This is a genomic window from Paenibacillus sp. XP01 (genome assembly GCF_057364885.1).
In genome coordinates, this window is record NZ_CP139481.1 from 2285089 (window position 1) to 2307282 (window position 22194).

The 22194-nt window shown below is 53.1% G+C and carries 21 protein-coding genes; 19 read left to right on the forward strand and 2 right to left on the reverse strand.

All coding sequences use genetic code 11. The annotated features are described in order from the left end of the window. The first annotated feature begins 107 nt into the window (after window positions 1-107). A complete protein-coding gene (locus SNR34_RS10550; protein WP_486181857.1) occupies window positions 108-1148 on the forward strand; it encodes a SepM family pheromone-processing serine protease in 1041 nt (346 codons plus the stop codon). Window positions 1149-2237: 1089 nt separating this feature from the next. Here the strand turns inward: SNR34_RS10550 and SNR34_RS10555 are convergent. Together SNR34_RS10555 and hmpA are read right to left on the reverse strand one after the other, a co-directional pair. Beyond that, complete coding sequence (locus tag SNR34_RS10555) at window positions 2238-3470, reverse strand: nucleotidyltransferase (RefSeq protein WP_486181858.1); 1233 nt, start codon at window positions 3468-3470, stop codon at window positions 2238-2240. Window positions 3471-3637: 167 nt separating this feature from the next. After that, window positions 3638-4876, reverse strand: coding sequence for an NO-inducible flavohemoprotein (hmpA, locus tag SNR34_RS10560; RefSeq protein ID WP_486181859.1), 1239 nt, complete (start codon window positions 4874-4876; stop codon window positions 3638-3640). Between the two features lie 540 nt (window positions 4877-5416). Here hmpA and SNR34_RS10565 point away from each other — a divergent pair. The 18 genes from SNR34_RS10565 to rimM all read left to right on the forward strand — a co-directional run bounded on the left by SNR34_RS10565 (window position 5417) and on the right by rimM (window position 22194). Continuing rightward, window positions 5417-5923 carry a YceD family protein gene (locus SNR34_RS10565; protein WP_236417844.1) on the forward strand — a complete coding sequence of 169 codons (507 nt, stop codon included), beginning with the start codon at window positions 5417-5419 and terminating at the stop codon, window positions 5921-5923. 66 nt (window positions 5924-5989) lie between these two features. Then, on the forward strand, window positions 5990-6163 hold the full coding sequence (gene rpmF / locus SNR34_RS10570) for a 50S ribosomal protein L32 (RefSeq protein ID WP_090923906.1): 174 nt from the start codon (window positions 5990-5992) through the stop codon (window positions 6161-6163). Between the two features lie 401 nt (window positions 6164-6564). Next, window positions 6565-7110 carry a transcription factor FapR gene (fapR, locus tag SNR34_RS10575; protein ID WP_236418461.1) on the forward strand — a complete coding sequence of 182 codons (546 nt, stop codon included), beginning with the start codon at window positions 6565-6567 and terminating at the stop codon, window positions 7108-7110. Then, window positions 7107-8102, forward strand: coding sequence for a phosphate acyltransferase PlsX (gene plsX, locus SNR34_RS10580; protein ID WP_339277419.1), 996 nt, complete (start codon window positions 7107-7109; stop codon window positions 8100-8102). The genes fapR and plsX overlap by 4 nt, the downstream gene beginning before the upstream one ends. An 8-nt stretch (window positions 8103-8110) precedes the next feature. Then, window positions 8111-9100, forward strand: a complete 990-nt coding sequence (locus SNR34_RS10585; protein WP_236417842.1) for a beta-ketoacyl-ACP synthase III — start codon at window positions 8111-8113, stop codon at window positions 9098-9100. A gap of 27 nt (window positions 9101-9127) precedes the next feature. Next, complete coding sequence (gene fabD, locus SNR34_RS10590) at window positions 9128-10063, forward strand: ACP S-malonyltransferase (protein ID WP_236417841.1); 936 nt, start codon at window positions 9128-9130, stop codon at window positions 10061-10063. Window positions 10064-10097: 34 nt separating this feature from the next. After that, window positions 10098-10847, forward strand: a complete 750-nt coding sequence (gene fabG, locus SNR34_RS10595) for a 3-oxoacyl-[acyl-carrier-protein] reductase (protein WP_486181860.1) — start codon at window positions 10098-10100, stop codon at window positions 10845-10847. Between the two features lie 153 nt (window positions 10848-11000). Beyond that, complete coding sequence (acpP, locus tag SNR34_RS10600; RefSeq protein ID WP_024630176.1) at window positions 11001-11234, forward strand: acyl carrier protein; 234 nt, start codon at window positions 11001-11003, stop codon at window positions 11232-11234. Between the two features lie 172 nt (window positions 11235-11406). Beyond that, window positions 11407-12645: a beta-ketoacyl-ACP synthase II gene (gene fabF / locus SNR34_RS10605; RefSeq protein WP_339277422.1), complete on the forward strand. Its 1239-nt coding sequence runs from the start codon at window positions 11407-11409 to the stop codon at window positions 12643-12645. A gap of 13 nt (window positions 12646-12658) precedes the next feature. Next, entirely contained in the window at window positions 12659-13357 is a 699-nt protein-coding gene (gene rnc, locus SNR34_RS10610; RefSeq protein WP_236417833.1) for a ribonuclease III, read from the forward strand. A gap of 186 nt (window positions 13358-13543) precedes the next feature. Beyond that, on the forward strand, window positions 13544-17113 hold the full coding sequence (gene smc / locus SNR34_RS10615) for a chromosome segregation protein SMC (RefSeq protein ID WP_486181861.1): 3570 nt from the start codon (window positions 13544-13546) through the stop codon (window positions 17111-17113). A gap of 102 nt (window positions 17114-17215) precedes the next feature. Next, on the forward strand, window positions 17216-18232 hold the full coding sequence (ftsY, locus tag SNR34_RS10620; RefSeq protein ID WP_486181862.1) for a signal recognition particle-docking protein FtsY: 1017 nt from the start codon (window positions 17216-17218) through the stop codon (window positions 18230-18232). A 153-nt stretch (window positions 18233-18385) separates the two neighbouring features. Next, the gene (gene trhA / locus SNR34_RS10625) at window positions 18386-19033 is read left to right on the forward strand and encodes a PAQR family membrane homeostasis protein TrhA (RefSeq protein ID WP_339277427.1); all 648 of its coding nucleotides are present in this window, start codon (window positions 18386-18388) and stop codon (window positions 19031-19033) included. Between the two features lie 172 nt (window positions 19034-19205). Next, window positions 19206-19556 carry a putative DNA-binding protein gene (locus SNR34_RS10630; RefSeq protein WP_236417823.1) on the forward strand — a complete coding sequence of 117 codons (351 nt, stop codon included), beginning with the start codon at window positions 19206-19208 and terminating at the stop codon, window positions 19554-19556. 62 nt (window positions 19557-19618) lie between these two features. Then, a complete protein-coding gene (gene ffh / locus SNR34_RS10635) occupies window positions 19619-20995 on the forward strand; it encodes a signal recognition particle protein (RefSeq protein ID WP_236417822.1) in 1377 nt (458 codons plus the stop codon). A gap of 58 nt (window positions 20996-21053) precedes the next feature. Further along, entirely contained in the window at window positions 21054-21326 is a 273-nt protein-coding gene (gene rpsP / locus SNR34_RS10640; protein WP_236417820.1) for a 30S ribosomal protein S16, read from the forward strand. A gap of 23 nt (window positions 21327-21349) precedes the next feature. Next, on the forward strand, window positions 21350-21580 hold the full coding sequence (locus SNR34_RS10645; RefSeq protein WP_236417819.1) for a KH domain-containing protein: 231 nt from the start codon (window positions 21350-21352) through the stop codon (window positions 21578-21580). A 101-nt stretch (window positions 21581-21681) separates the two neighbouring features. Then, on the forward strand, window positions 21682-22194 hold the full coding sequence (gene rimM / locus SNR34_RS10650; RefSeq protein WP_236417817.1) for a ribosome maturation factor RimM: 513 nt from the start codon (window positions 21682-21684) through the stop codon (window positions 22192-22194).

Below are 22194 nucleotides of genomic sequence, written 5' to 3' on the forward strand. Positions count from 1 at the left end.
AGGCGGCAAAGAAAGGGCGGCCTACCCGGCCTGTACCATTGTATGCCCGAGCATGAGGGTGTTAGACTAATAAATATCGTAGGAAACGTTAAGAACGGGGGTGTGCAATGAATCGGATTCGGAAATCGGGCGGTTTCAGAGTTTCGATCTTCGTGATCGTGGTTGCTCTGATCGTTTACGTAACGGTGTACATGCCGACGCCGTACATCATTTACATGCCCGGCAGCGCGGATGAGGTCAAACCCATGGTTACCGTGAAGGACGGGGACAGCGAAGAACGCGGGACATTTATGATGACGACGGTATCGGCCACGTATGCCAACGTGTTTTTGCTTGGCGCCTCGTTGTTTAACAAAAATGCCGAGATCGATAAGAAAGAGGATCGGTTGCGGGGCAAAACGGAGGCAGAATATTCGGCGGAGCAAGTATGGTTCATGAGCGATTCGCAGTCTTCTGCCATGGAAGCCGCGTACGAGAAGGCAGGAATCAAATATGCCATCGTACCGGAGCATATATTTGTGTTCGGTTTATCGGAAGATCCAAAACCGCAGGGGGACATCACGCCGGGAGACATCATCTTGGGTGTAAACGGAACGGCGACCCCGGACAACACGGTGCTCTCGGCTCAACTCAAAAACCTGAAGGTCGGTGACACGGTTGAAATGCAGTTGGAACGGGGCGGCGAGACGATTAGCCGGGACGTGAAGCTGGTGGAAGTAAAGGACAGCAAAACCGGAGAAACCCGGCCAGGGCTCGGCGTGATGATCGGCACCGTGCAAAAGGTCAAACCGGAAGATTCCAGCAAACAAATCACGTTTACGGATACCCGGGTGGGCGGTCCATCCGCTGGTTTGATGTTTACGCTGGAAATTTACAACCAGTTGACCCAAGGGGACCTCACCCATGGACACCGGATTGCCGGGACGGGTACGATCACGAAGGACGGCGTTGTTGGCCCGATCGGCGGGGTCGTGCACAAAATCGTGGCCGCCGACCGGAAAAATGCGGAGGTTTTCTTTGTCCCGCAGGACAATTATAAGGATGCTGCGGCCAAAGCCGAGCAGATTGGCAGCAAAATGAAAATCGTTCCCGTGAGCACGGTAGACGATGCATTGGCTTATTTGAAGACATTGACCGTGAAATCGTAAGATCATGTTCCGCTGATGGACGGTGTCGGGAAAATAACCTGATTAGGCTAATTTCACTTCGATAGATCATTTGGGTGTATTCCCGTTTCAGCAAAAAGAGCGATCAAGGAGCAGGCTGCTGCCTGACCTGGTCGCTCTTTTTGGTTTTCCAAGGTGCCAAGGGACGCGAAACTGCGTTAAAAGAGGGACATGCCGGGCTGAGATCGAGAATGGCCTGGGACGATTTGCGGCACAGAGCAAGTTATACAAGCGTCTGAACGCAGCGGAATGGTTCATGCATTACGGCAGCCTTTACTGTGCGCAGGTAGGACGAAATATCCCCTCCTCAGAGACCTTATCTGCCTCGTTTGGCATATTGTGCGCCGATTTTTGCCCTGGAATGTAGTATGATGCGCTGGAGGTCGATGGCGTTATTCATTTCTAACGAACCCTAGGCACGTTATCGGGAGCTGATCGTGGGTTGAATCTGTAACGAACTTCAGGCACGCTAATCGTGACGAAATGAGCTGAAATGCAGCTAAAATGCTGAAATAAGGTGCGTCAGGTTCGTAAGCCACAGAATTACGCGAAATATGGCGAAATAAGGTGTGTCAGGTTCGTAAGAGCTCGGGATGACTGATAACGAATAACGAATGACTATATAGATTGAACCGGAAATTTACACGATAACGAAGAGGGCAGAAAGAATCTGGAGAAGCGAAGCGGTCTAAAAGCTTCTTGAAAGAAAGCTGCTTCGGAAGCATAGGCTTATCACCAGATTTTCCCCTTAACTAAAGGGATTCAAAAAATCTGGGGATAACAGCGAACGGAAGATGGTTCTGACCGCTTAGTGTCTCTGTGTAAAAATCTTTGGTTCAACCTATATAATAACCAATGACTAGTGTCCAAAACTGAAAATGATCAAATGGCTGATGGGGCAGTAAGCATCTGATCAAATGGCTAATGGACCACGAAGTAAGTAAGTGAACCATGACCAAGCAGCAATGGTGTCAATGAACCAATGAAGGCCCGCAATCATACGAATGACCGCGAGCCTTTTTGTCATTGCAGCTCAAATAGAAGCAATTATGTTTGGGATTTCATGATGGATTACAGCCTTACCGGAGGCTCGAAAAAATCGCTGAACATCATGCGGGAGCTTGTCTGTTCATATGCAAGGGCATATGCTGCCTGTGCTTGGATATCCATTTCCAGGTGAGGGTGCGTGAAGCCGGAAGGTTTCATGACCACAGGCAAGGAGGCCGTTTTTTTCATTTGTTTTAATAACGTTTGGCCAGTGGCATTGAAACCGAGCACGCGCAGATAACCCGGACCTTCGGATAACGACATGGGCGACAGCTCTTCCTTGCCGTGATTGAGCAGCACATGGGTAAGCATGCGCTGCAGCTTGGTGCGCGTATAACGTTTGGTTTTGAGGGCGGCCAGCAGCGCTTCGACGCTGGGATCCGGCAGTTGGGCCAGGGCACGGCCCAACCGGTGTTCGAGGCCTTCCGTGACCTCGGCGATGCGCGCCAGCTCGGAGGCACGGCGCGTGGCCGCGATGTGCAGCAGCGGCCGCGCCAGGCGCTCCCAATGCACGGGAGCGCGCCCTTCCTGCCATTCGCGCCGCAGAATGGCAAGCGAAGCCGCCGGCACGTACGGCGCGGCGGCTTCGGGCCCGTCCGCCAGCAGCAGGCGGCGGACGGCCGTGGCACTGGCGATCGCCCCCGGCCCGGGCGTCGCCTCGTGGTAGGCGGCACCGGTACGCGCCGCCGTCAAAGGCGTGATCGCGCTGCCCAGCCGCTGCAGCGCGATCAGGTAGTGCAGCCCAAGCGAATTGTTGGGCTGCCCGAGCAGTGCGGCGGCGGCATCCGCCTCGACGCCGCCGGGCGCCAGCGCTGCCGCCGCGCCTGCGTACGCGGCGGGGTAGCTGGCGCCTTCCCGCAGGCGGCGCGCGATGTCCTCGCGCAGCCCTGCGGGCTCCACAGCCAGCACGCGCGCGATGCGCTGCAGGCTGTCCAGGTCGCCGGACTCGCTGCCAAAGCAGAGCGAGTCCACCACCCCGGTGCGGTCCAGCAAGGACACCGCACCGAAGGCAAACCACTCTGCCGGCTGCACCGCATACGCCACCGGCAATTCAAACACAAGATCGGCGCCTGCGTGCAGCGCCATCTCGGTGCGCGCCCTTTTGCCCACGATCGCGGGTTCCCCGCGTTGAAGGAAAGGGCCGCTCATGACGGCCACCACGGCGTCCGCTCCGCTCAGCCGCCGGGCCTCTTCAAGATGATAAACATGCCCGTTATGCAGCGGGTTGTATTCCACAATGACGCCAACAACCTTCATAGGTTCCCGTGCTCCTTTCTCTGTTTCGGTTGGCTGAACACATATCTTGTTCAATAATAGGGCAATGCTCATGCATGTTCAAATCGGAAGATGCGCAAATGGCAAAAAAGACACGCTCCCGACATCGTTTTCGATGCAGGGCGTGTCTTGTCAGACGTGGCTGAGGGTTATCTGCTCTCTGCTGCAGCTGAGACCAGACTTGCCTTTGGTCCAAAGAATTCGTAATGAATGCGGTCTTCCGCAACTCCCAATTCGCGTAGTGCCTGATACGTATCGCGCATGAACGAGACAGGTCCGCACATGTAAACCGAAGCATCCGATTCAGGAAGGATCGATTTCAGCCAAGCAGCGTCCAGATGACCTTCCTTTTGGAAACGAAGCTGTTCCTTGTCCGTGGACGATGGCTGTGTATAACAGTAGTGTGCTTGAACGTTGGCGTGGGTATCGGCTAAGGTGTCCACATGTTCCCGAAAAGCGTGCAGCTGGCCATGGCGGGCCGCGTGTACAAAAGTAACGGATGCATTGCCGTCCGCTTGCACCAGTGCATTCAACATGCTGACCATCGGCGTAAGTCCGACACCGGCGCTGAGCAGCACGACAGGCCGCGGGTCTGCCAGGTCGAGCGTGAAGTCCCCGGCTGGCGCGGAAACTTCGACGAGACTGCCCTCGTCAAGGTCATCGTGCAGATGGTTCGAGATGACGCCGTCAGGCCGTTCCGAAGTACCCTGCTCCCGTTTGACGGAAATGCGGTAATACGGTTTGCCGGGTGCATCCGAAAGGCTGTATTGGCGAATATGCGTATTGGATTGCCCCAGCGGGGTCAGTTTTACGCTGATGTACTGTCCGGGAACAAATGCAGCGATGGCAGATCCATCCTCCGGAACGAGATAAAATGAAGTGATCAGGTCGCTCTCCGGCACCTTTTTCGCGACGCGGAACGAGCGGAATCCTTGCCATCCGCCAGGCTGGCTTGCAGCTTCGGCATACATCTCCCGTTCAATGCCGATGAATGCATCGGCAATGACGCCGTAGGCATCCGCCCAAGCGGAGAGGATTTCATCCGTTGCGGCATCGCCGAGCACGTCTTTAATCGCCTGGAGCAGGAATTTGCCCACAATGCCGTATTGCTTCGGCGTGATGCCCAGACTGCGGTGTTTGTGCGCGACTTGGCGAACGGCCGGCAGGATCGAGGGCAGGTTATCGATATGTTTGGCGGCGGCGTAGACCATGTTGGCAAGCGCGGCTTGCTGACGCCCCTGCTTCTGGTTGGCATGGTTGAATACGTTCAGCAGCTCGGGATGGGCGGCGAACATCGTTTGATAGAAGTGGCGCGTAATGGCTTCGCCGTGGACTTCGAGCACAGGAACCGTGGATATGATGACGTTGATCGTATGATTGCTTAACATGGGCAATACCTCCTGGCAAAGGGTTGAATATCACTACATCTCTTGGCGGTACGCATCAGTGCCGCTGGTGTAACGCAAGTATAGTTTTCAAATAAAGGCGTCTGTGTGATCTAAATCACACTTATCATTAACGATCTGTGACCAAATGGATATTCCTATAGAAGAAACAGATGTGTTCGGCATATTCGATACCGTTTGCAACCTAAGCCCAAAACGATATAATAGATCAGGCGTGACGGACATCATCGCGAAAATGTTTCGTGACGTTTGTCTGCAAGGATGTCTTTGGGCGGCATTGGAGGACATCGTCGGGGAAAGCCTGTTTTCAAGAAGGGTGTAAAGTTAAAAGTGTTGACAAACGTCTCGGGAAATCGGTATAATGATTTTTGTTTGTTAAGTCCATTTCATTATGGTTTTCCGGACACATGGTCAGAATACATACAGTAGGGACCGGGAGCGCATGGTGCGCGGGTCCATTCTGTAAATTTGGCAGCTAGTGACTTAGGTTCATAATGAAATTGGTCGTCTGGAGTGATGGTAATGTTAGTGTCGTTTCGCAAAGCGGCAACCAGCGGCAGACCTTTAAGCTTTAATGAGCAGTGGGATGTCACACAACTGGTTTCTGACCGAAAAGATATCACAGCCGTTACCCCGCTGACTGCGGATTTGTCCGTTCAGCCAGAATCGGGGGGCGTGGTGGATGTTCAAGGCACGTTGACGGCAGGAGTGGACATGTTGTGCTCCCGTTGTCTTAAGCCGGTTAACGAACATCTTCATATTGATTTTCATGAGCAATTCAAGCAGGGAGACCAGCCGGAGGACATGGAGGAAGACGATGATATCATCTATGTGGATGAGGATCAATTCGACCTGAAACTGTACGCCGAAGAGGCTTTTCTGCTGAACCTGCCGTTTATACCGCTATGCAGCGATACATGCAAAGGGCTCTGCCCAACGTGTGGCCATGAGCTGAACGAAGGGGATTGCGGCTGCGATAACGAAGTTATCGACCCGCGACTTGCAGGGCTCAAAGATTTTTTCAAATGAGCATCAATGAAAATCGAAAAGTTTGAACTGCCTGTAAAGGTTGATTTTGATAAGGAGGTGGGAATAATGGCAGTACCTCAACGGAGAACGTCCAAGACACGTCGCGACAAACGTCGTACTCACTTTAAATTGGCTGTGCCGGGCATGGTGAAATGTGAACAATGCGGCGAATTGAAGCTTGCTCACCACGTGTGCAAAGTGTGCGGAACGTACAAAGCAAGAGAGATCATCTCTCAATAATAGCAACAACCGGGTAGTATCTCATTTCGGTGAGGTACTACTTTTTTGTTTTCGTCGTAGCGAAAGTGATAGAATGGATACAGTGGACGGTGAATCGGGCCGGAAGTCCCATTGGCAAGCGGATTTAAGATGTGCATCTTTCTTTTTGGCGGCGTATGATATATACTATAGTTTAGTACCAGGTTCTAAGATTTGACGTTACATAGATACGAAAGCGACAAAGCTGCCTTTAGCGTAGGCGGCGATGAATTCAAATATAGCAACGAACAACGAACATTGGAGTGGCAGGATACACCTGAATGGCCTGCTTCGGTACGGCCGGTTTCAGGTACAGATTTCAGCAGGGGGTGTCAGACATCGAACGTTTACCCAAAAAGCAGAGGCAGCAGCAGTTAACCAAAATGATCGAAGACAACCCGTTTGTAACGGATCAAGAGCTAACGCGCCAATTAAAGGTGAGCATCCAGACGATTCGTCTCGACAGGCTTGAGCTCGGAATACCCGAGCTGCGCGAACGGATGAAGCTGATGGCCGAGCTGTCCTATGACCAGGTGCGTTCCCTTCCGCTGCATGAGATCATTGGTGACATCGTGGACCTGCAATTGGATAAAAGCGGCATTTCCCTGTTTGAGATCCGGGAAGAACACGTATTTTCGCGGACAGGCATTGCGCGCGGGCACTATGTGTTCGCGCAGGCCAATTCCCTTGCGGTCGCGGTCATCAATGACGAGATTGCTTTGACGGCTTCGGCGGACATACGCTTTGTGCGCTCCGTTCATTTGGGCGAAAAGTGCATTGCCAAGGCTTACGTAAGATCGATCCCTGGCCAGAAAGGGAAAGCTAAGGTCGAAGTGTTCACGTATGTTGGCGAAGAGATGGTGTTCCAGGGCAATTTTGTGATCTACCGTTCGGGTGGAGAAGATACGGAAGGAGAGGCTTCGAAATGAGAATCGTGATTGATGCCATGGGGGGCGACAACGCCCCTGCGGCAACCGTGGAAGGCGCGTTGTCCGCTGCCGCGGAATGGCCTGACGCACAGATCGTATTGGTCGGCGACGAAGGCAGGCTGGAGCCGATCCTGAGCAAGGCAGCGACGAAACCTGCGAATTTGTCTGTGCGGCACGCATCCGAAGTGATCGGTTCGGACGACGAACCGGTCAAGGCGGTCCGTCGCAAAAAAGACGCTTCCATGGTCGTTGCCGGCCGCATGCTGAAGGAAGGCGAAGCAGACGCCATGATTTCGGCCGGCAATACCGGCGCGCTCATGACGACGGGGTTGTTGGTTGTAGGCCGCATGGAGGGCATTGAACGTCCCGCGCTTGCGCCGATGATTCCAACGATCGACGATGTCGGCGTGCTTGCGCTGGATTTGGGAGCCAATATGGATGCCAAACCGGAGCATCTTGCCCAGTATGCGCTCATGGGGAGCTTGTACCGCCAGAAAGTTCAGGGCATCGACTCGCCGCGAGTGGGCCTGCTTAATGTCGGCACGGAAGAAGGGAAAGGTAACGAGTTGACCAAAAACGCGTATCCTTTGCTGAAGGAACTGCCGATTCGTTTCGTGGGCAACGTGGAAGCGCGCGATGTGCTGACGGCTGAGTGCGACGTGCTTGTGTGCGACGGTTTCGCCGGCAACATTTTGCTGAAATCGATGGAAGGTACGGCTGGAGCGATCTTTTCACTGCTCAAAGAGCAGTTTTCATCTTCTTTAAAAAGCAAGCTCGCCGCTGCCGTGTTAATGCCTGAACTGCGCGGGCTGAAACGCAAACTGGATTACACGGAGCACGGGGGCGCGCCGCTGCTTGGCCTGAGCAAACTCGTTGTGAAGAGCCATGGCTCGGCGGATGGCAATGCGATCAAAAACGCGGTGCGTCAGGCGAGAATCGCCATTCAGAATCAACTGGTGGAGAGCATATCCAAGGAAATTAGCGGGAAGTGAGTGAAGACATGAATAATTTGCGCCCGGTAGGGGTTATTGGAACTGGTAAATATGTCCCTGAGAAAATTTTGACGAATAGCGATTTGGAAAAAATGGTGGATACCAACGACGAGTGGATCGTCAGCCGCACGGGCATCCGTGAGCGCCATATTGCGGCGCCGGACCAGGCGACTTCGGATCTGGCCTATGAAGCCGCCGTCAAAGCGCTTGAAACAGCCGGCATGACAGGCGGCGATTTGGACCTGATCATCGTGGCCACCATCACGCCGGATTCCGCATTCCCGTCGACGGCTTGCATCCTGCAGGATAAGCTCGGTGCCAAAGGCGCGGCAGCGTTCGATCTGTCTGCGGCTTGCTCCGGCTTTGTGTACGGGCTGGCAACAGCGACGAGTTTCATTCAAAGCGGCATGTACAACAATGCGCTTGTGATCGGTGCCGATACGCTTTCCCGCATCACGGATTATACGGACCGCAACACCTGCGTGCTCTTTGGAGACGGAGCTGGAGCCGTTATTCTGGGTGAGGTTCCGGAAGGCCGCGGCTTCAAATCGTTCGATCTCGGAGCCGAAGGTGCCGGAGGCGGTTTGTTGAAATTAGAGGGCGGCGGCTCGCGTTTGCCTGCATCTGCCGAGACGATCGAAAACAAACAGCATTACATTTACATGAACGGGCGCGAGGTGTTCAAATTTGCGGTGCGCGTCATGGGAACGGCAACCGTTGACGTGCTTGAGAAAGCGGGCCTGGATCGTACAGATGTCGATCTGTTCGTTCCGCATCAGGCCAACATCCGCATTATTCAATCCGCGATGCAGCGGCTCGAGCTGCCGGAAGAGAAGGTTGTCGTCAACGTGGACAAATACGCCAACACTTCGGCTGCGTCGATCCCGCTTGCCCTCGTGGAAGCAGCGGAAGAAGGCCGCATGAAGGAAGGCGACACGGTGCTGATGGTCGGCTTCGGCGGCGGTTTGACTTGGGGTGCGTCCGTACTCGTTTGGTAAAATTACAAGCTGGGAGAGAAGAATCAGATGGGTAAAATAGCATTTGTATTTCCCGGACAGGGATCACAGGCAGTCGGGATGGCAAAGGACGCTCATGATCACGTGCCTGCATCCGCGAACATTTTCCGTACAGCGGACGAGACGCTTGGCTTTTCGCTGAGTTCATTGATTTTTGAAGGTCCGGATACCGAGCTGAAACAGACATCGAATACACAACCGGCTCTGTTGACGGCAAGCATTGCCTTGCTTGAGGCTTTCAAAGAAAAAGGGATCGAGCCTGACTACGTGGCTGGACACAGTCTTGGCGAATACAGCGCATTGGTTGCAGCCGATGTACTGACTTTCGCGGATGCCGTGAGCATTGTGCGTGCGCGCGGCCAGTATATGGAACAAGCTGTACCTGGAGGTCAAGGAGCGATGGCAGCCGTGCTGGGTGCGGATCGGGAAGCGCTGGGGGTGCTTTGCCGGGACGTATCGGCTGGTGGTCATGCCGTGGAACTCGCAAATATGAACTGTCCGGGCCAGATTGTCATCTCGGGCGTGAAGGAAGGCGTTGCTGCCGTCGCTGAACGGGTGAAAGAAGCTGGCGGCAAACGCGCCATTACGTTGGAGGTTAGCGGTCCGTTCCATTCCTCGTTGATGAAGGAAGCTGCTAATAAACTGGCAGATAAACTGAGTGGCGTTACATTTTCTCCGGCGCGTGTGCCTGTCGTGGCCAATGTAACGGCAAGACCTGCCGAAGACGGTAAAATCCCGCAATTGTTGACGGAACAGGTCTATTCTCCCGTATTATGGGAAGACAGTGTGACATGGCTGATCGAACAAGGCGTCGATACTTTTGTGGAAATCGGTTCAGGCAGCGTGCTGACAGGTTTGATTAAAAAGACAGATAAAACCGTCAGCCTCTACAACGTGAACAGCCTTGAAACGCTGGAAGCAACCGCGGCTGCGCTGCAATCCTGAGCCGATCGGATACTCTGGGAAAGGAGGACTGACTATGTCCAAACCATTGGAAGGAAAAAACGCGCTTGTTACGGGTGCCTCCCGAGGCATCGGACGCAGCATTGCGCTTGCGCTGGCGGAGGCCGGGGCTAACGTGGCCGTGAACTATGCAGGAAGCCAGGCTGCTGCGGAAGAGGTGGCTGAAGCGATTCGTGCCAAAGGCGTGAAGAGCATAACGGTTCAAGCGAATGTGGGCGTGATGGATGAAGCCGAACAAATGGTGAAAGCTACGATTGAAGCATGGGGCAATGTGGACATTCTGGTGAATAACGCCGGAATTACCCGCGATAACCTGATCATGCGCATGAAAGAGGAAGAGTTCGATCAGGTGATCGAGACGAATCTCAAAGGGGTGTTCAATTGCTTGAAAGCAGTGACACGTCCAATGATGAAACAGCGTTCAGGCAAAATCATCAACATTTCCTCCGTTGTCGGCGTGCTTGGAAATGCAGGGCAAGCTAATTATGTCGCTGCGAAAGCAGGGGTCATCGGTTTGACGAAGGCGTCTGCCCGCGAATTGGCATCCCGCGGTATTGCGGTCAATTGCGTGGCACCGGGCTTCATTGAAACCGATATGACCAAGGAACTGTCACAAGAGCTGGTCGATGGCATGTTAAGCGGCATTCCGCTTGCCCGTCTTGGCCAGCCGAATGAAATTGCTGGCGTGGTGACATTCCTCGCTTCGGATGCTTCTTCTTATATGACAGGGCAGACGCTGCATGTCGATGGCGGCATGTACATGTAGTTCTTCCCGGACTTGAACGCATGCCCGGGGAACAGACGCTGGACGATCCGCAAATGCCGGAAAAAGGTTGGGTTCCCCGGCCGGGGACCGCATATGTCTTCTATGGCATTTTGCTTGCGATTCTCGTATAATACCAAGGAGGAGGTGAACCGGATGTCCGATGTATTGGAGCGTGTAAAACGCATCGTCGTCGACCGCTTGGGCGCAGACGAGGCTGAAGTTACACTTGAAGCATCTTTCAAGGAAGACTTGGGAGCTGATTCTCTCGACGTAGTAGAATTGGTTATGGAATTGGAAGATGAATTCGATTTGGAAATCTCTGATGAAGATGCAGAAAAAATTACGACCGTAGGTGAAGTTGTAAACTACATACAATCTCATACCTAAAGTCAATTTAGTCCCGCACCTGTTTTCGAACGGCGGGACTTCTCATCATTCATCGGTTTTTCTCATTCCGCAGGTAAATTCGTCCCGGTGTCTTCGGACAGAGGACCGGATTGCCTGCGGATATTCCCACAAAATACGTGCGTATACGCAGTCGATATAGAGGTGAGTCGGTTTGAAACAAAGAGTCGTAATTACCGGTATGGGCGTCATGACATCGCTCGGAAAGGATTTGGAAACGTTCTGGGGCAACCTGATGGCAGGAAAGTCCGGCGTCTCCAAGATCGAGGCTTTTGATGTGAGTGAATACACCACACAGATCGCGGCAGAGATCAAGGATTTTAATCCGGAAGATTACATGGATCGCAAAGATGCGCGCAAAATGGACCGTTTTGTTCAGTTTGCCGTTGCTGCGGGTTTCAAAGCCGTTGAAGACAGTGGTTTGAAAATCAACGAAAATATTGATGCAGAACGTTTCGGCGTGTCCATCGGTTCGGGCATCGGCGGATTGGGCACATGGGAGGACCAGCATAATGCGCTCCTGCAAAAAGGCCCTAAACGGGTAAGTCCGTTCTTCATTCCGATGATGATCTCCAATATGGCATCAGGCCAGATGTCCATCTCCCTGGGCGCCAAAGGACCGAACATCAACGTGGTCACGGCTTGCGCAACAGGAACTCATTCCATTGGTGATTCCTTCAAGCTGATTGCGAACGGCGACGCCGACGCGATGATCTGCGGCGGTGCCGAAGCGACGATCCGTCCGACGGGCCTTGCGGGATTTTGCGCCATGCGCGCCATGTCCACGCGAAATGATGAGCCGGAAAAAGCAAGCCGTCCTTTCGATACCGGTCGCGACGGTTTTGTGATGGGCGAGGGTGCGGGCATTCTGATCCTGGAATCGCTGGAGCATGCCCAGAAGCGCGGAGCTCGCATCTATGGCGAAGTCATCGGGTATGGCCTTACAGGTGATGCTCATCATATGACCGATCCTGATCCTGACGGCGCGGCACGCTGCATGAAGATGGCTCTTCGCAGTGCAGGCATCGAGCCGGAAGCCGTGGATTACATCAACGCACATGGCACATCGACGCCTGCGGGTGACCTTTCCGAAACGACGGGCATCAAAAAGGCATTTGGAGACCATGCGTACAAGCTGGCGGTGAGCTCTACTAAGTCGATGACGGGCCATATGTTGGGCGCGGCAGGCGGCGTGGAAGCCGTCATTTGCGGTTTGACGCTGGCGCACCAGACGATTGCGCCGACCATCAATCTGGACAACCAAGATCCTGAATGTGACCTGGACTACGTGCCTAACGTTCCTCGCCAAGCGGATATCAATGTTGTTATGTCCAACTCGTTTGGATTTGGCGGTCACAACGCAACCATCATTCTCAAAAAATTCGAAGCATAAGGGGCTAGTTCGTTTGAGTGAAGATCTGAAGCAGTTACAGCAAAAACTTCAAATCAAATTTGACAACAGGCAGCTCTTAAAACAAGCGTTTACCCATGCTTCTTATGTAAACGAACACCGGTTCAGTCAGCATCAGGACAACGAACGCCTGGAATTTCTGGGCGATGCGGTGCTTGAGCTGACCGTATCGGAATACTTGTATCAACTGTATCCTGATCGGCCGGAAGGTGAACTGACCAAACTTCGGGCATCTATCGTATGCGAACCTTCCCTGGTCAAATTTGCTGAAGTTCTCGGTTTTGGACAGTACGTTCTTCTCGGCAAGGGAGAAGAACTGACGGGTGGTAGAACGCGGCCGGCATTGCTCGCTGACGTGTTCGAGTCTTTCATTGGCGCGTTGTATCTCGACCAAGGACTGGAACCCGTAAGAACGTTTTTGGAAAAACATGTGTTTCCGTTGATCGTCCCGGGCGGCAAGCTGCAGGTCAGCGACTTTAAGACGGAACTGCAGGAACTTACTCAGCATCATAATATGGGTGTCCTTGAATACCGCATTGTGGAGGAACGGGGACCTGCCCATGAACGGGAGTTTGTCTCCGAGGTCCTAATGGGTCAAGAACGGCTTGGCAGAGGCACAGGACGATCCAAAAAGGAAGCCGAGCAGCAGGCTGCATCTGCGGCTCTGGAGCGCTTGAAGCTGCCGGAGGCCTGAGCTTGACCGTGTGCGTACAGACAAACGAAGAGCAAAGAGCAGCCCGTGGGTCCGCCCCGGCGGAAATGACCGGCCGGACTGCTTTTTGCTCTTTTTTTTGTAAGACGGACACGTGAAAGCCGGTGAGTACTTGCCGGCGCGAATTTAACTTTTTACACGAAAACGGAGGAGGTGACGGGAAGCCCGATGTTTCTGAAACGCATTGAATTGGGTGGATTCAAGTCATTCGCCGACAAAACGGAAATGGAATTTGTCCGCGGCATTACCGCGGTGGTAGGTCCCAACGGGAGCGGGAAAAGCAACATTTCCGACGGGATCCGCTGGGTGCTTGGAGAGCAAAGCGCCAAATCGCTGCGCGGCGGCAAAATGGAAGATATCATTTTTGCCGGCAGTGATGCCAGGAAAGCCGTCAATTACGGCGAGGTTTCCTTGACGCTGGACAATGAGGACCATGCGCTGTCCCTGGATTTTGGTGAAGTGACGGTAACCCGCCGCGTGCATCGCAGCGGAGACAGCGAGTATTTTATTAACAAACAAGCCTGCAGGCTGAAGGATATTACCGAACTGTTTATGGATACCGGCATCGGAAAAGAGGCCTATTCCATCATCGGACAGGGAAGAATCGAGGAAATATTGAGCACCCGTTCCGAGGACCGGAGAGGCATCTTCGAAGAGGCTTCGGGAATCGTCAAATACAAAACGCGCAAACGGGACGCCACGCGCAAGCTCGATGAAACAGAACAGAATTTGCTGCGCATCCATGACCTGGTCACCGAGCTGGAGGATCAGATTGGCCCGCTGAAGGAGCAATCCGAAAAGGCGATCCACTATAAAGAGTTGCGTGGGCAGTTGAAATCCAAGGAAATTTCCATGTACGTGTACCAAATCGAACAGATCCATGCCTCCTGGAGCAAGGCCAATGCGCGTCTGGAAGCATTGAAGGAAGAAGAAGTCGGGTTGGCTGCGATCGTTTCCACGCATGATGCCAAGCTGGAGAGCGACCGGAACGCCTTGCGCCTGCTGGAGTCAGAGGTGGAGCAGCTTCAGGCAGAATTGTTGCAATACAGCGAAGCGACGGAGAAAAGCGAAGGGCATGGCGAGCTGTTGAAAGAACGTTTTCGCCATCTGCAGACGAATCGCGAACAACTGCGGACGAGCCTGGAATCGAGCGAGGAAAGACACCGGGAACGCAAGGCAGAACTCATTGCCTTGCGCGAGAAGTACGCTGCGCTGGAACGCGAGCTCGCCGACGTGCGGAATCGGCTTTCCGAAGAGGAGGCAAAGCTGGTCGGCGTTACCGGCGGCATCAGCCAGCAGCAGGAAGAAAGCCTGAAGGGCAATTTGCTGGAGCTGATGAACCAGATGGCCCAGGCGCGCAACGAAATTCGTTACGTGGACCAGCAGAAGGAAAATCTGGAGCGCCGAATGAACCGCGCTTCCGAGGAGTCCGGCAAATGGGAGGGCCAAAAGGAAGTTCTGGAACGCCGCAAGGCCGAAATCCAGAAAAAGGTTGCGCAGCTAGGCAAACAGATAAGCGATCTTCGCAGCGGATATATTTCGGAAAGCGAACGGCTGAATTCTTTGCAGAAGCTGCTCGAAGAGAGCCGGGGCACGGTCCGGAAATGGGAGCAAAAACGCGAGGCGCAGATTTCACGCCGGGATACGATGAAAGAAATGCAGGATGACTTCGACGGATTCATGCTGGGTGTCAAGGAAGTGCTGAAGGCATCGCGCAAAGGCGTGCTGAACGGCGTCCACGGCGCCGTGGCCGAATTGGTTCAGGTGCCTGAGCGGATCGAACTTGCCGTCGAGACGGCCATGGGGGCATCGCTGCAGCATATCGTCATGGAGAACGAATCGGTCTCCAGGCAGGCGATCGCTTTCTTGAAGCAGCGCCAGCTTGGACGGGCCACCTTTCTCCCGCTGGACGTCATCCGGCCGCGCGCGATCGGTGCCGGAGAGCGTTCCATGATCGAAGGCATGGACGGTTATGTCGGAATCGGAGCCGATCTGGTCCATTACGACTCCCGTTATGCGGCCATTATAGGCAGTCTGCTTGGCAATGTCATCATTGCGGAGACGCTGGAGCATGCCAACAAAATTGCCGCGCGCTGCCAGTATCGTTTCCGGGTAGTTACGCTCGAAGGCGACGTGGTGAATGCGGGCGGTTCCATGACCGGGGGAAGCCAGCATAAAAAAAATTCCAGTCTGCTCAGCCGAAAACGCCAGCTGGATCAGCTGGATCAGGATATTTTGGATACCGAACAGCAGATCAGGAAGCTGCACCAAGGCGTGGAGGACATAAAGTCCCAATTGGAGCAATGCCAGGACAAGCTGGATGAGCTGCGCCAATCCGGGGACGTGACGAGAAACGAAGAGCAGCAGGCGTCCATGGAGATGAAACAAGTGGAGCATGAGCTTCGCCACGTGCTGGAGCAAGTCGCTGTCGCCGGACAGGAGAAGAGCGGGTTTACCGAGGAGCTCAAAGACCTGGACGCGGCCCGGGCGGATGCAGTCAAAAAGCTTGAAGAGCTCGAAGAAGAAGAGAAAGCGACGCATCGGGCGATCCATGCTGCCGAATTTGCCCGCAAAGCGAACGAATCGGCCAAGGAAGAACTGCAGACCCAGCTGACCGAGCTGAAAGTTCGGGAAGGGAAACTGGATCAGGAGCGTTTCTCGAATGAGGAACAGCTGCGGCGCCTCGAACGGGAAGTTTCCTCCCTGGAGAAGGAATTGAAACAAAATAGCACCTTGCTTGCATCAATGGAAGCGGACCTGAAGAAGACGGAACAGGACAGCGTGAAGCAGATCGAAGACCTGAACCGGTTCAAGCTGAAAAAAGCGGAGTCTTCCCGCGAATTGGACTTTAAGCGCGCCGCCCGGAGCGAATTGTCGAAAAAGCTTGAGCTCGCCGAAAGCGAGACGAAGGAGCAGCGGGTTCAGCTCAAAGCGGTGGAAGAGCAGATGCGCCAGACGGAAATATCCGTCAATCGTCTGGATGTCGAGCTGGAGAGCATTTTGCGCAAGCTGACCGATGAATACGAGCTTGGCTACGAGCTGGCCAAAGAGCGATACCCTGTACCTGAAGACGTGGAAGGCACGAGGCAGGAAGTTCAGAAGCTTAAACGGAGCATTGCCGACCTGGGCGATGTCAACCTGGGTGCCATTGAAGAATTCCAGCGGGTCAACGAGCGTTATGAATTCCTGAACGATCAGAAGAATGACCTGGTGGAAGCCAAAACGACGCTGTATCAGGTGATCCGCGAGATGGAGGACGAGATGGCCAAACGGTTCAAATCAACGTTTGATGCCATTCGCCGCGAATTCGGCACGGTGTTCAGCAAATTGTTTGGCGGAGGACGCGCCGATCTCGTATTGATGGACCCTGAACGTCTGTTGGAAACGGGCATCGATATCGTCGCCCAGCCTCCGGGCAAAAAATTGCAAAACCTGCAGCTCTTGTCCGGCGGTGAACGGGCATTGACCGCAATGGCGCTTCTGTTTGCCATCCTGCACGTCAAGCCGGTTCCGTTCTGCGTGCTCGACGAGGTCGAGGCTGCGCTGGACGAAGCAAACGTGGTGCGTTTTGCCCAATATTTGCGCGAGTTCTCGGAGCAGACGCAGTTTATCGTGGTTACCCATCGCAAAGGCACGATGGAAGAGGCCGACGTGCTGTACGGGGTCACGATGGAGGAAGGCGGCGTTTCCAAGCTGGTTTCGGTCAAACTGGAGGATGAAGAGGCCGTAATCGCATAAATGCCGGAAAAGGCAAGCTGTATTTAAAACGAATCAACTAAGGAGCTGCGATGACATTCGTAAGGTATTTCGTCGCAGTCTCTAACACGATGGAGGGGCTTTATGAGTTTCTTTAAAAGGCTGAAGGATAGCATTGCAAACAAAGCGGAGTCGGTGACGAAGCAGTTCAAGGACGGTTTGGAAAAAACGCGCAAAGGGCTTGTGGAAAAGGTAACCGACCTGGTCATCCGCCGCAAAAAAATCGACGAGGAGTTCTATGAGGAGCTCGAAGAGATCCTGATCGGTGCCGACGTAGGGGTGAACACAGTTTTGACGCTGATCGACGACCTGCGCGACGAAGTGAAGAAGCGCAGAATCGAGGATGCGGCAGAGCTGCAGCCGGTGCTGTCGGAGAAGCTGAAAGACCTGCTCCGCGGGGAGCAAAACAGCGAATTGAGAATGAATCCGGATGGGATCACGGTTATTTTGTTTGTCGGGGTCAACGGCGTGGGCAAAACGACGACCATCGGCAAACTGGCCCATCGTTTCAAACAACAGGGCAAAAAGGTCATGATGGCTGCTGGAGATACATTCCGTGCCGGGGCGATTGAACAGCTGGAGGTATGGGGACAACGCGCCGGCGTTGAAGTCATCAAACAGCAGGCAGGTTCCGATCCGGCTGCGGTCATGTATGATGCCGTTCAAGCGGCGAAACAGCGGGGAGTGGACGTGCTGCTGTGCGATACGGCAGGCCGTCTGCAAAACAAATCGAACCTGATGGAAGAGCTGAACAAAATCTATCGTGTCATCCAGCGCGAAATTCCCGACGCTCCGCACGAAGTGCTGATGGTGCTTGACGCGACCACAGGCCAGAATGCACTTAGCCAAGCCAAGCTGTTCGGCGAGAAAAGCGGAGTTACGGGCCTGGTGTTGACCAAACTGGACGGCACAGCCAAAGGTGGAATCGTGGTAGCGATCCGCCAGGAGCTTGACCTTCCGGTCAAACTGGTCGGTTTGGGCGAAAAAATCGATGATCTTCAGCCGTTCGATTCGGAGCAGTTCGTTCATGCGCTCTTTGCCGGATTAATCCAGGAGCAGTCTGCCGACAACGAGAAGAACGAAGATACAAACGAATCGTAGTACAATGATACCTATATTGGTTGATGTTCAACTTATATAGATTACCCTGATTGCCGTTGATGAATGGAAACCTCGCGTGCCATGGACAGCGGCAATCGGTGTATAATGGAACTAAGCAGGAAATGAAAGCCAGGATTAGAAAGGACGGTTGATATGGCCAACACCTATACCTATTCCCGCCGCGAGGAAGTCGCCAATGCCGTGACCCATGGCATCGGCGCCGCCCTTAGCGTGGCTGCATTGGTGCTGCTCATCGTATTTTCAAGCATGAAAGGCACTGTATGGCATGTCGTCAGCTTCACGATTTACGGTATTACGATGCTGCTGCTGTACACCAACTCAACCATGGTCCATGCCCTGAAGGAGGGCAAGGCCAAAGATTTGTTCGAGTTTTTTGACCATTCATCCATCTACCTTTTCATTGCAGGTACCTATACGCCGTTTTTGTTCGTGGCAGTGCGCGGAACGCTTGGATGGACCTTGTTCGGCGTTATTTGGGGCATCGCCTTGGCGGGCGTCATTTTCAAGGCGTTTTTCACGAAACGGTTTTTGTTCATGTCCACGTTGTTTTACCTCGCAATGGGCTGGTTGATCGTTATTGCCTGGCAGCCGCTGGTGGCAGCTGTACCTACCGGCGGCATTACGCTTCTGGTGGCCGGGGGAATCATGTACACGCTCGGAACGCTGTTTTATGTGTGGCGCGGTTTCCCTTACCACCATGCGATTTGGCATTTGTTCGTGCTTGCAGGCAGCATTCTTCATTTCTTCGCGGTGCTGTTATACCTCACGCCACTGCGTTAAAATCGGAGAAAAACGAATCGTTTTCCGTGCCGGAAACGGTTCGTTTTTTGCTTCGTGAAGGAAAAAAGATTGTGACAAGTATTTTTGCTTGACATCCGGTTTTGTTTTGGGTATGATAAGGAACGTTGCAAGAGTGTAAAGTGTTTTTCCTTGACGAAGGGAGTGCCCCGATGTGAGTCAAGAGAACCGGCTGGACAAGACAAACCGGATAAACTTGCTATTTGCTTTCTATGAGCCATTGCTTACGGAGAAGCAGCAAACATTTTTGAAGTATTACTTTCATGATGACTTCTCGCTCGGTGAGATTGCTGCCGAATTCGAGATCAGCCGCCAGGCGGTATATGAACATATCAAGCGTGCGGAGCAGGTGCTGGAAAACTACGAAAGCAAGCTGGGCTTGCTGGAGAAGCATGAACGGCGCGGCCGTACTTTGGAACAATTGCGAATGGCATTGGAACGCGCAGGCGTTTCCGTGGATAACGACAAACAAATAAACGATTTGGTTCGTCAGTTAGCGGATTGATCGGCAATCCTGGATGAAACCAAATCGGTATGAAACAGTATAAAGGCTAAGGAGGTGGGATCATGGCATTTGAAGGATTGACGACCCGACTGCAAAATGTGTTCAGCAAGCTGCGCGGCAAAGGCAAAGTGTCCGAAGAAGATGTTGCCGAAGCGATGCGCGAGGTTCGTCTGGCATTGCTCGAAGCGGACGTAAACTTCAAAGTGGTCAAGGAATTCATCGCCAAGGTGAAAGAAAAAGCTGTCGGCAAAGAAGTGATGGACAGCTTTACGCCAGGCATGGTCATCATCGACATCGTTAACAAAGAGTTGACGGAGCTGATGGGCGGAAGCCAGTCCAAGCTGGCCAAGGCCAACAAACCGCCGACGGTGATCATGATGGTCGGTTTGCAGGGTGCGGGGAAAACGACCACATCCGGCAAACTTGCCAAAATGCTGCAGAAGCAAAACAGCCGTCCATTGTTGGTGGCGGGCGACATTTATCGTCCGGCAGCCATCAAGCAGCTGCAGGTGCTCGGTGAGCAGCTGAAGGCTCCGGTCTTTAGCCTGGGAGACCAGACAAGCCCGGTCGAGATTGCTCGCCAAGGTTTGCAGCACGCCAAGGAGAACGGCAATGATTACGTCATTATCGATACGGCAGGCCGCCTGCACGTCGATGAACAGTTGATGGAGGAATTGCGCCAGATCCATAGCACGGTAAATCCGGACGAAGTACTGCTTGTCGTGGACAGCATGACGGGTCAGGATGCCGTTAACGTGGCTGAGCATTTCAACAACCAGCTTGAGTTGACCGGCGTTGTTCTGACCAAGCTGGATGGCGATACGCGCGGCGGTGCCGCTTTGTCGGTAAAAGCCGTTACCGGCTGCCCGATCAAGTTTGCTTCGCTCGGCGAAAAGCTTGATGCACTGGAGCCTTTCCATCCGGAACGAATGGCTTCCCGTATTCTGGGGATGGGCGACATGCTCTCATTGATCGAGAAAGCCCAGTCCAACATCGATACCGAAAAAGCGAAGGAAATGGAACGTAAAATGCGTAATGCCGAATTTACGTTCGAGGATTTCCTGGAGCAAATGGATCAGGTGAAAAAGCTGGGACCGATCGACCAGATCATGGACATGATACCCGGCATGGGCAAGATGAAACAAGCCAAGGACCTTAAAGTCGATGACAAACAAATGGGACGCATCGAAGCGATCGTGTTCTCGATGACAACGGAAGAGAAACGAAATCCGGACCTCATCAACCACAGCCGCCGGAAACGGATTGCAACAGGCAGCGGAACTTCGCTTGCGGAAGTCAACCGCCTGATTAAGCAATTCGATGAAATGCGGCGCATGATGAAGCAATTGTCCGACATGATGGGCCCTAAAGGCGGTAAAAACAAAGCGATGAAGCAGCTCAAAGGCTTGGGCAAGGGAATGAAATTTCCTTTCCGTTGATGGCATGGGCAGCTGAATGATAGGCAACAGATTTCGTTGAAGGAGGTGAATGTTCAAAATGGCAGTTCGTATTCGTCTGAAACGTATGGGTGCTCACAAAGCTCCTTTCTACCGCGTCGTGGTATCGGATTCCCGTTCCCCGCGTGATGGTCGTTTTATCGAGGAGATCGGTTACTACAACCCGGTTGAACAACCGGCAGTTGTCAAAATCGATGAAGATAAAGCATTGCAATGGCTCCAAAACGGTGCGCAAGCATCCGACACTGTTCGCAACTTGCTGAGCAAAGCGGGCGTGATGAAAAAGTTCCACGAGTCCAAACAATCGAAATAAGTTGCTGATTCGGAGGGTCATCTATGGAAGAATTAGTAAGTACAATTGCTAAGGCTTTGGTCGATCATCCGGAAGATGTGGCAGTTCGAACGGTGGAGAAGGATCGGCTCGTCGTTTACGAGCTGACCGTTCATCCCGACGATGTCGGAAAGGTGATCGGCAAGCAAGGGCGAATCGCGAAATCTCTGCGTACGGTCGTCACGTCAGCAGCAGTTAAGATGGATAAACGGGTTACCGTTGATATCATATCTTAAAGATATACGAAAGGGGGTTAGGATGCATGTCCTAGCCCCTTTTCGTACATGCTGAAACTTACAATCATAGCGATGGGTTGAATGAAATGCAGGAGGAATGTATGTCACAATTCATGAATGTAGGTAAAATCGTTAACACTCACGGCATCCGCGGTGAACTGAAAATCATGCCCACCACGGACTTTCCTGAAGTTCGCTTTGCCAAAAATGCAGAGCTTTATTTGTTCATGCCTGACGGGCAATCCGTATTGGCAAAGGTTGAAGCGGCTCGTCCGCACAAAAACATGTATATCGTTCGTTTTAAGGAATTTGGCAACATTAACGAGGTGGAGAAATTCAAAGGCGGTATGGCCAAGGTTTCGAAGGAAGACCTTGCCGAGCTGGAGGAAAACGAATATTATTTCCATCAAATTATCGGCTGCTCCGTCGTCACTGAAGAAGGCGATACACTGGGCAAGATTACAGACATTTTGACACCCGGCGCCAATGATGTATGGGTCGTTAAGACATCTGCCGGCAAAGAAGTGCTGATTCCGGTGATTGACGACGTTGTACTGGATGTGGACATCGAGCAGCAGCAGGTCAAAATTCATCTGATGGAAGGGTTACTATAG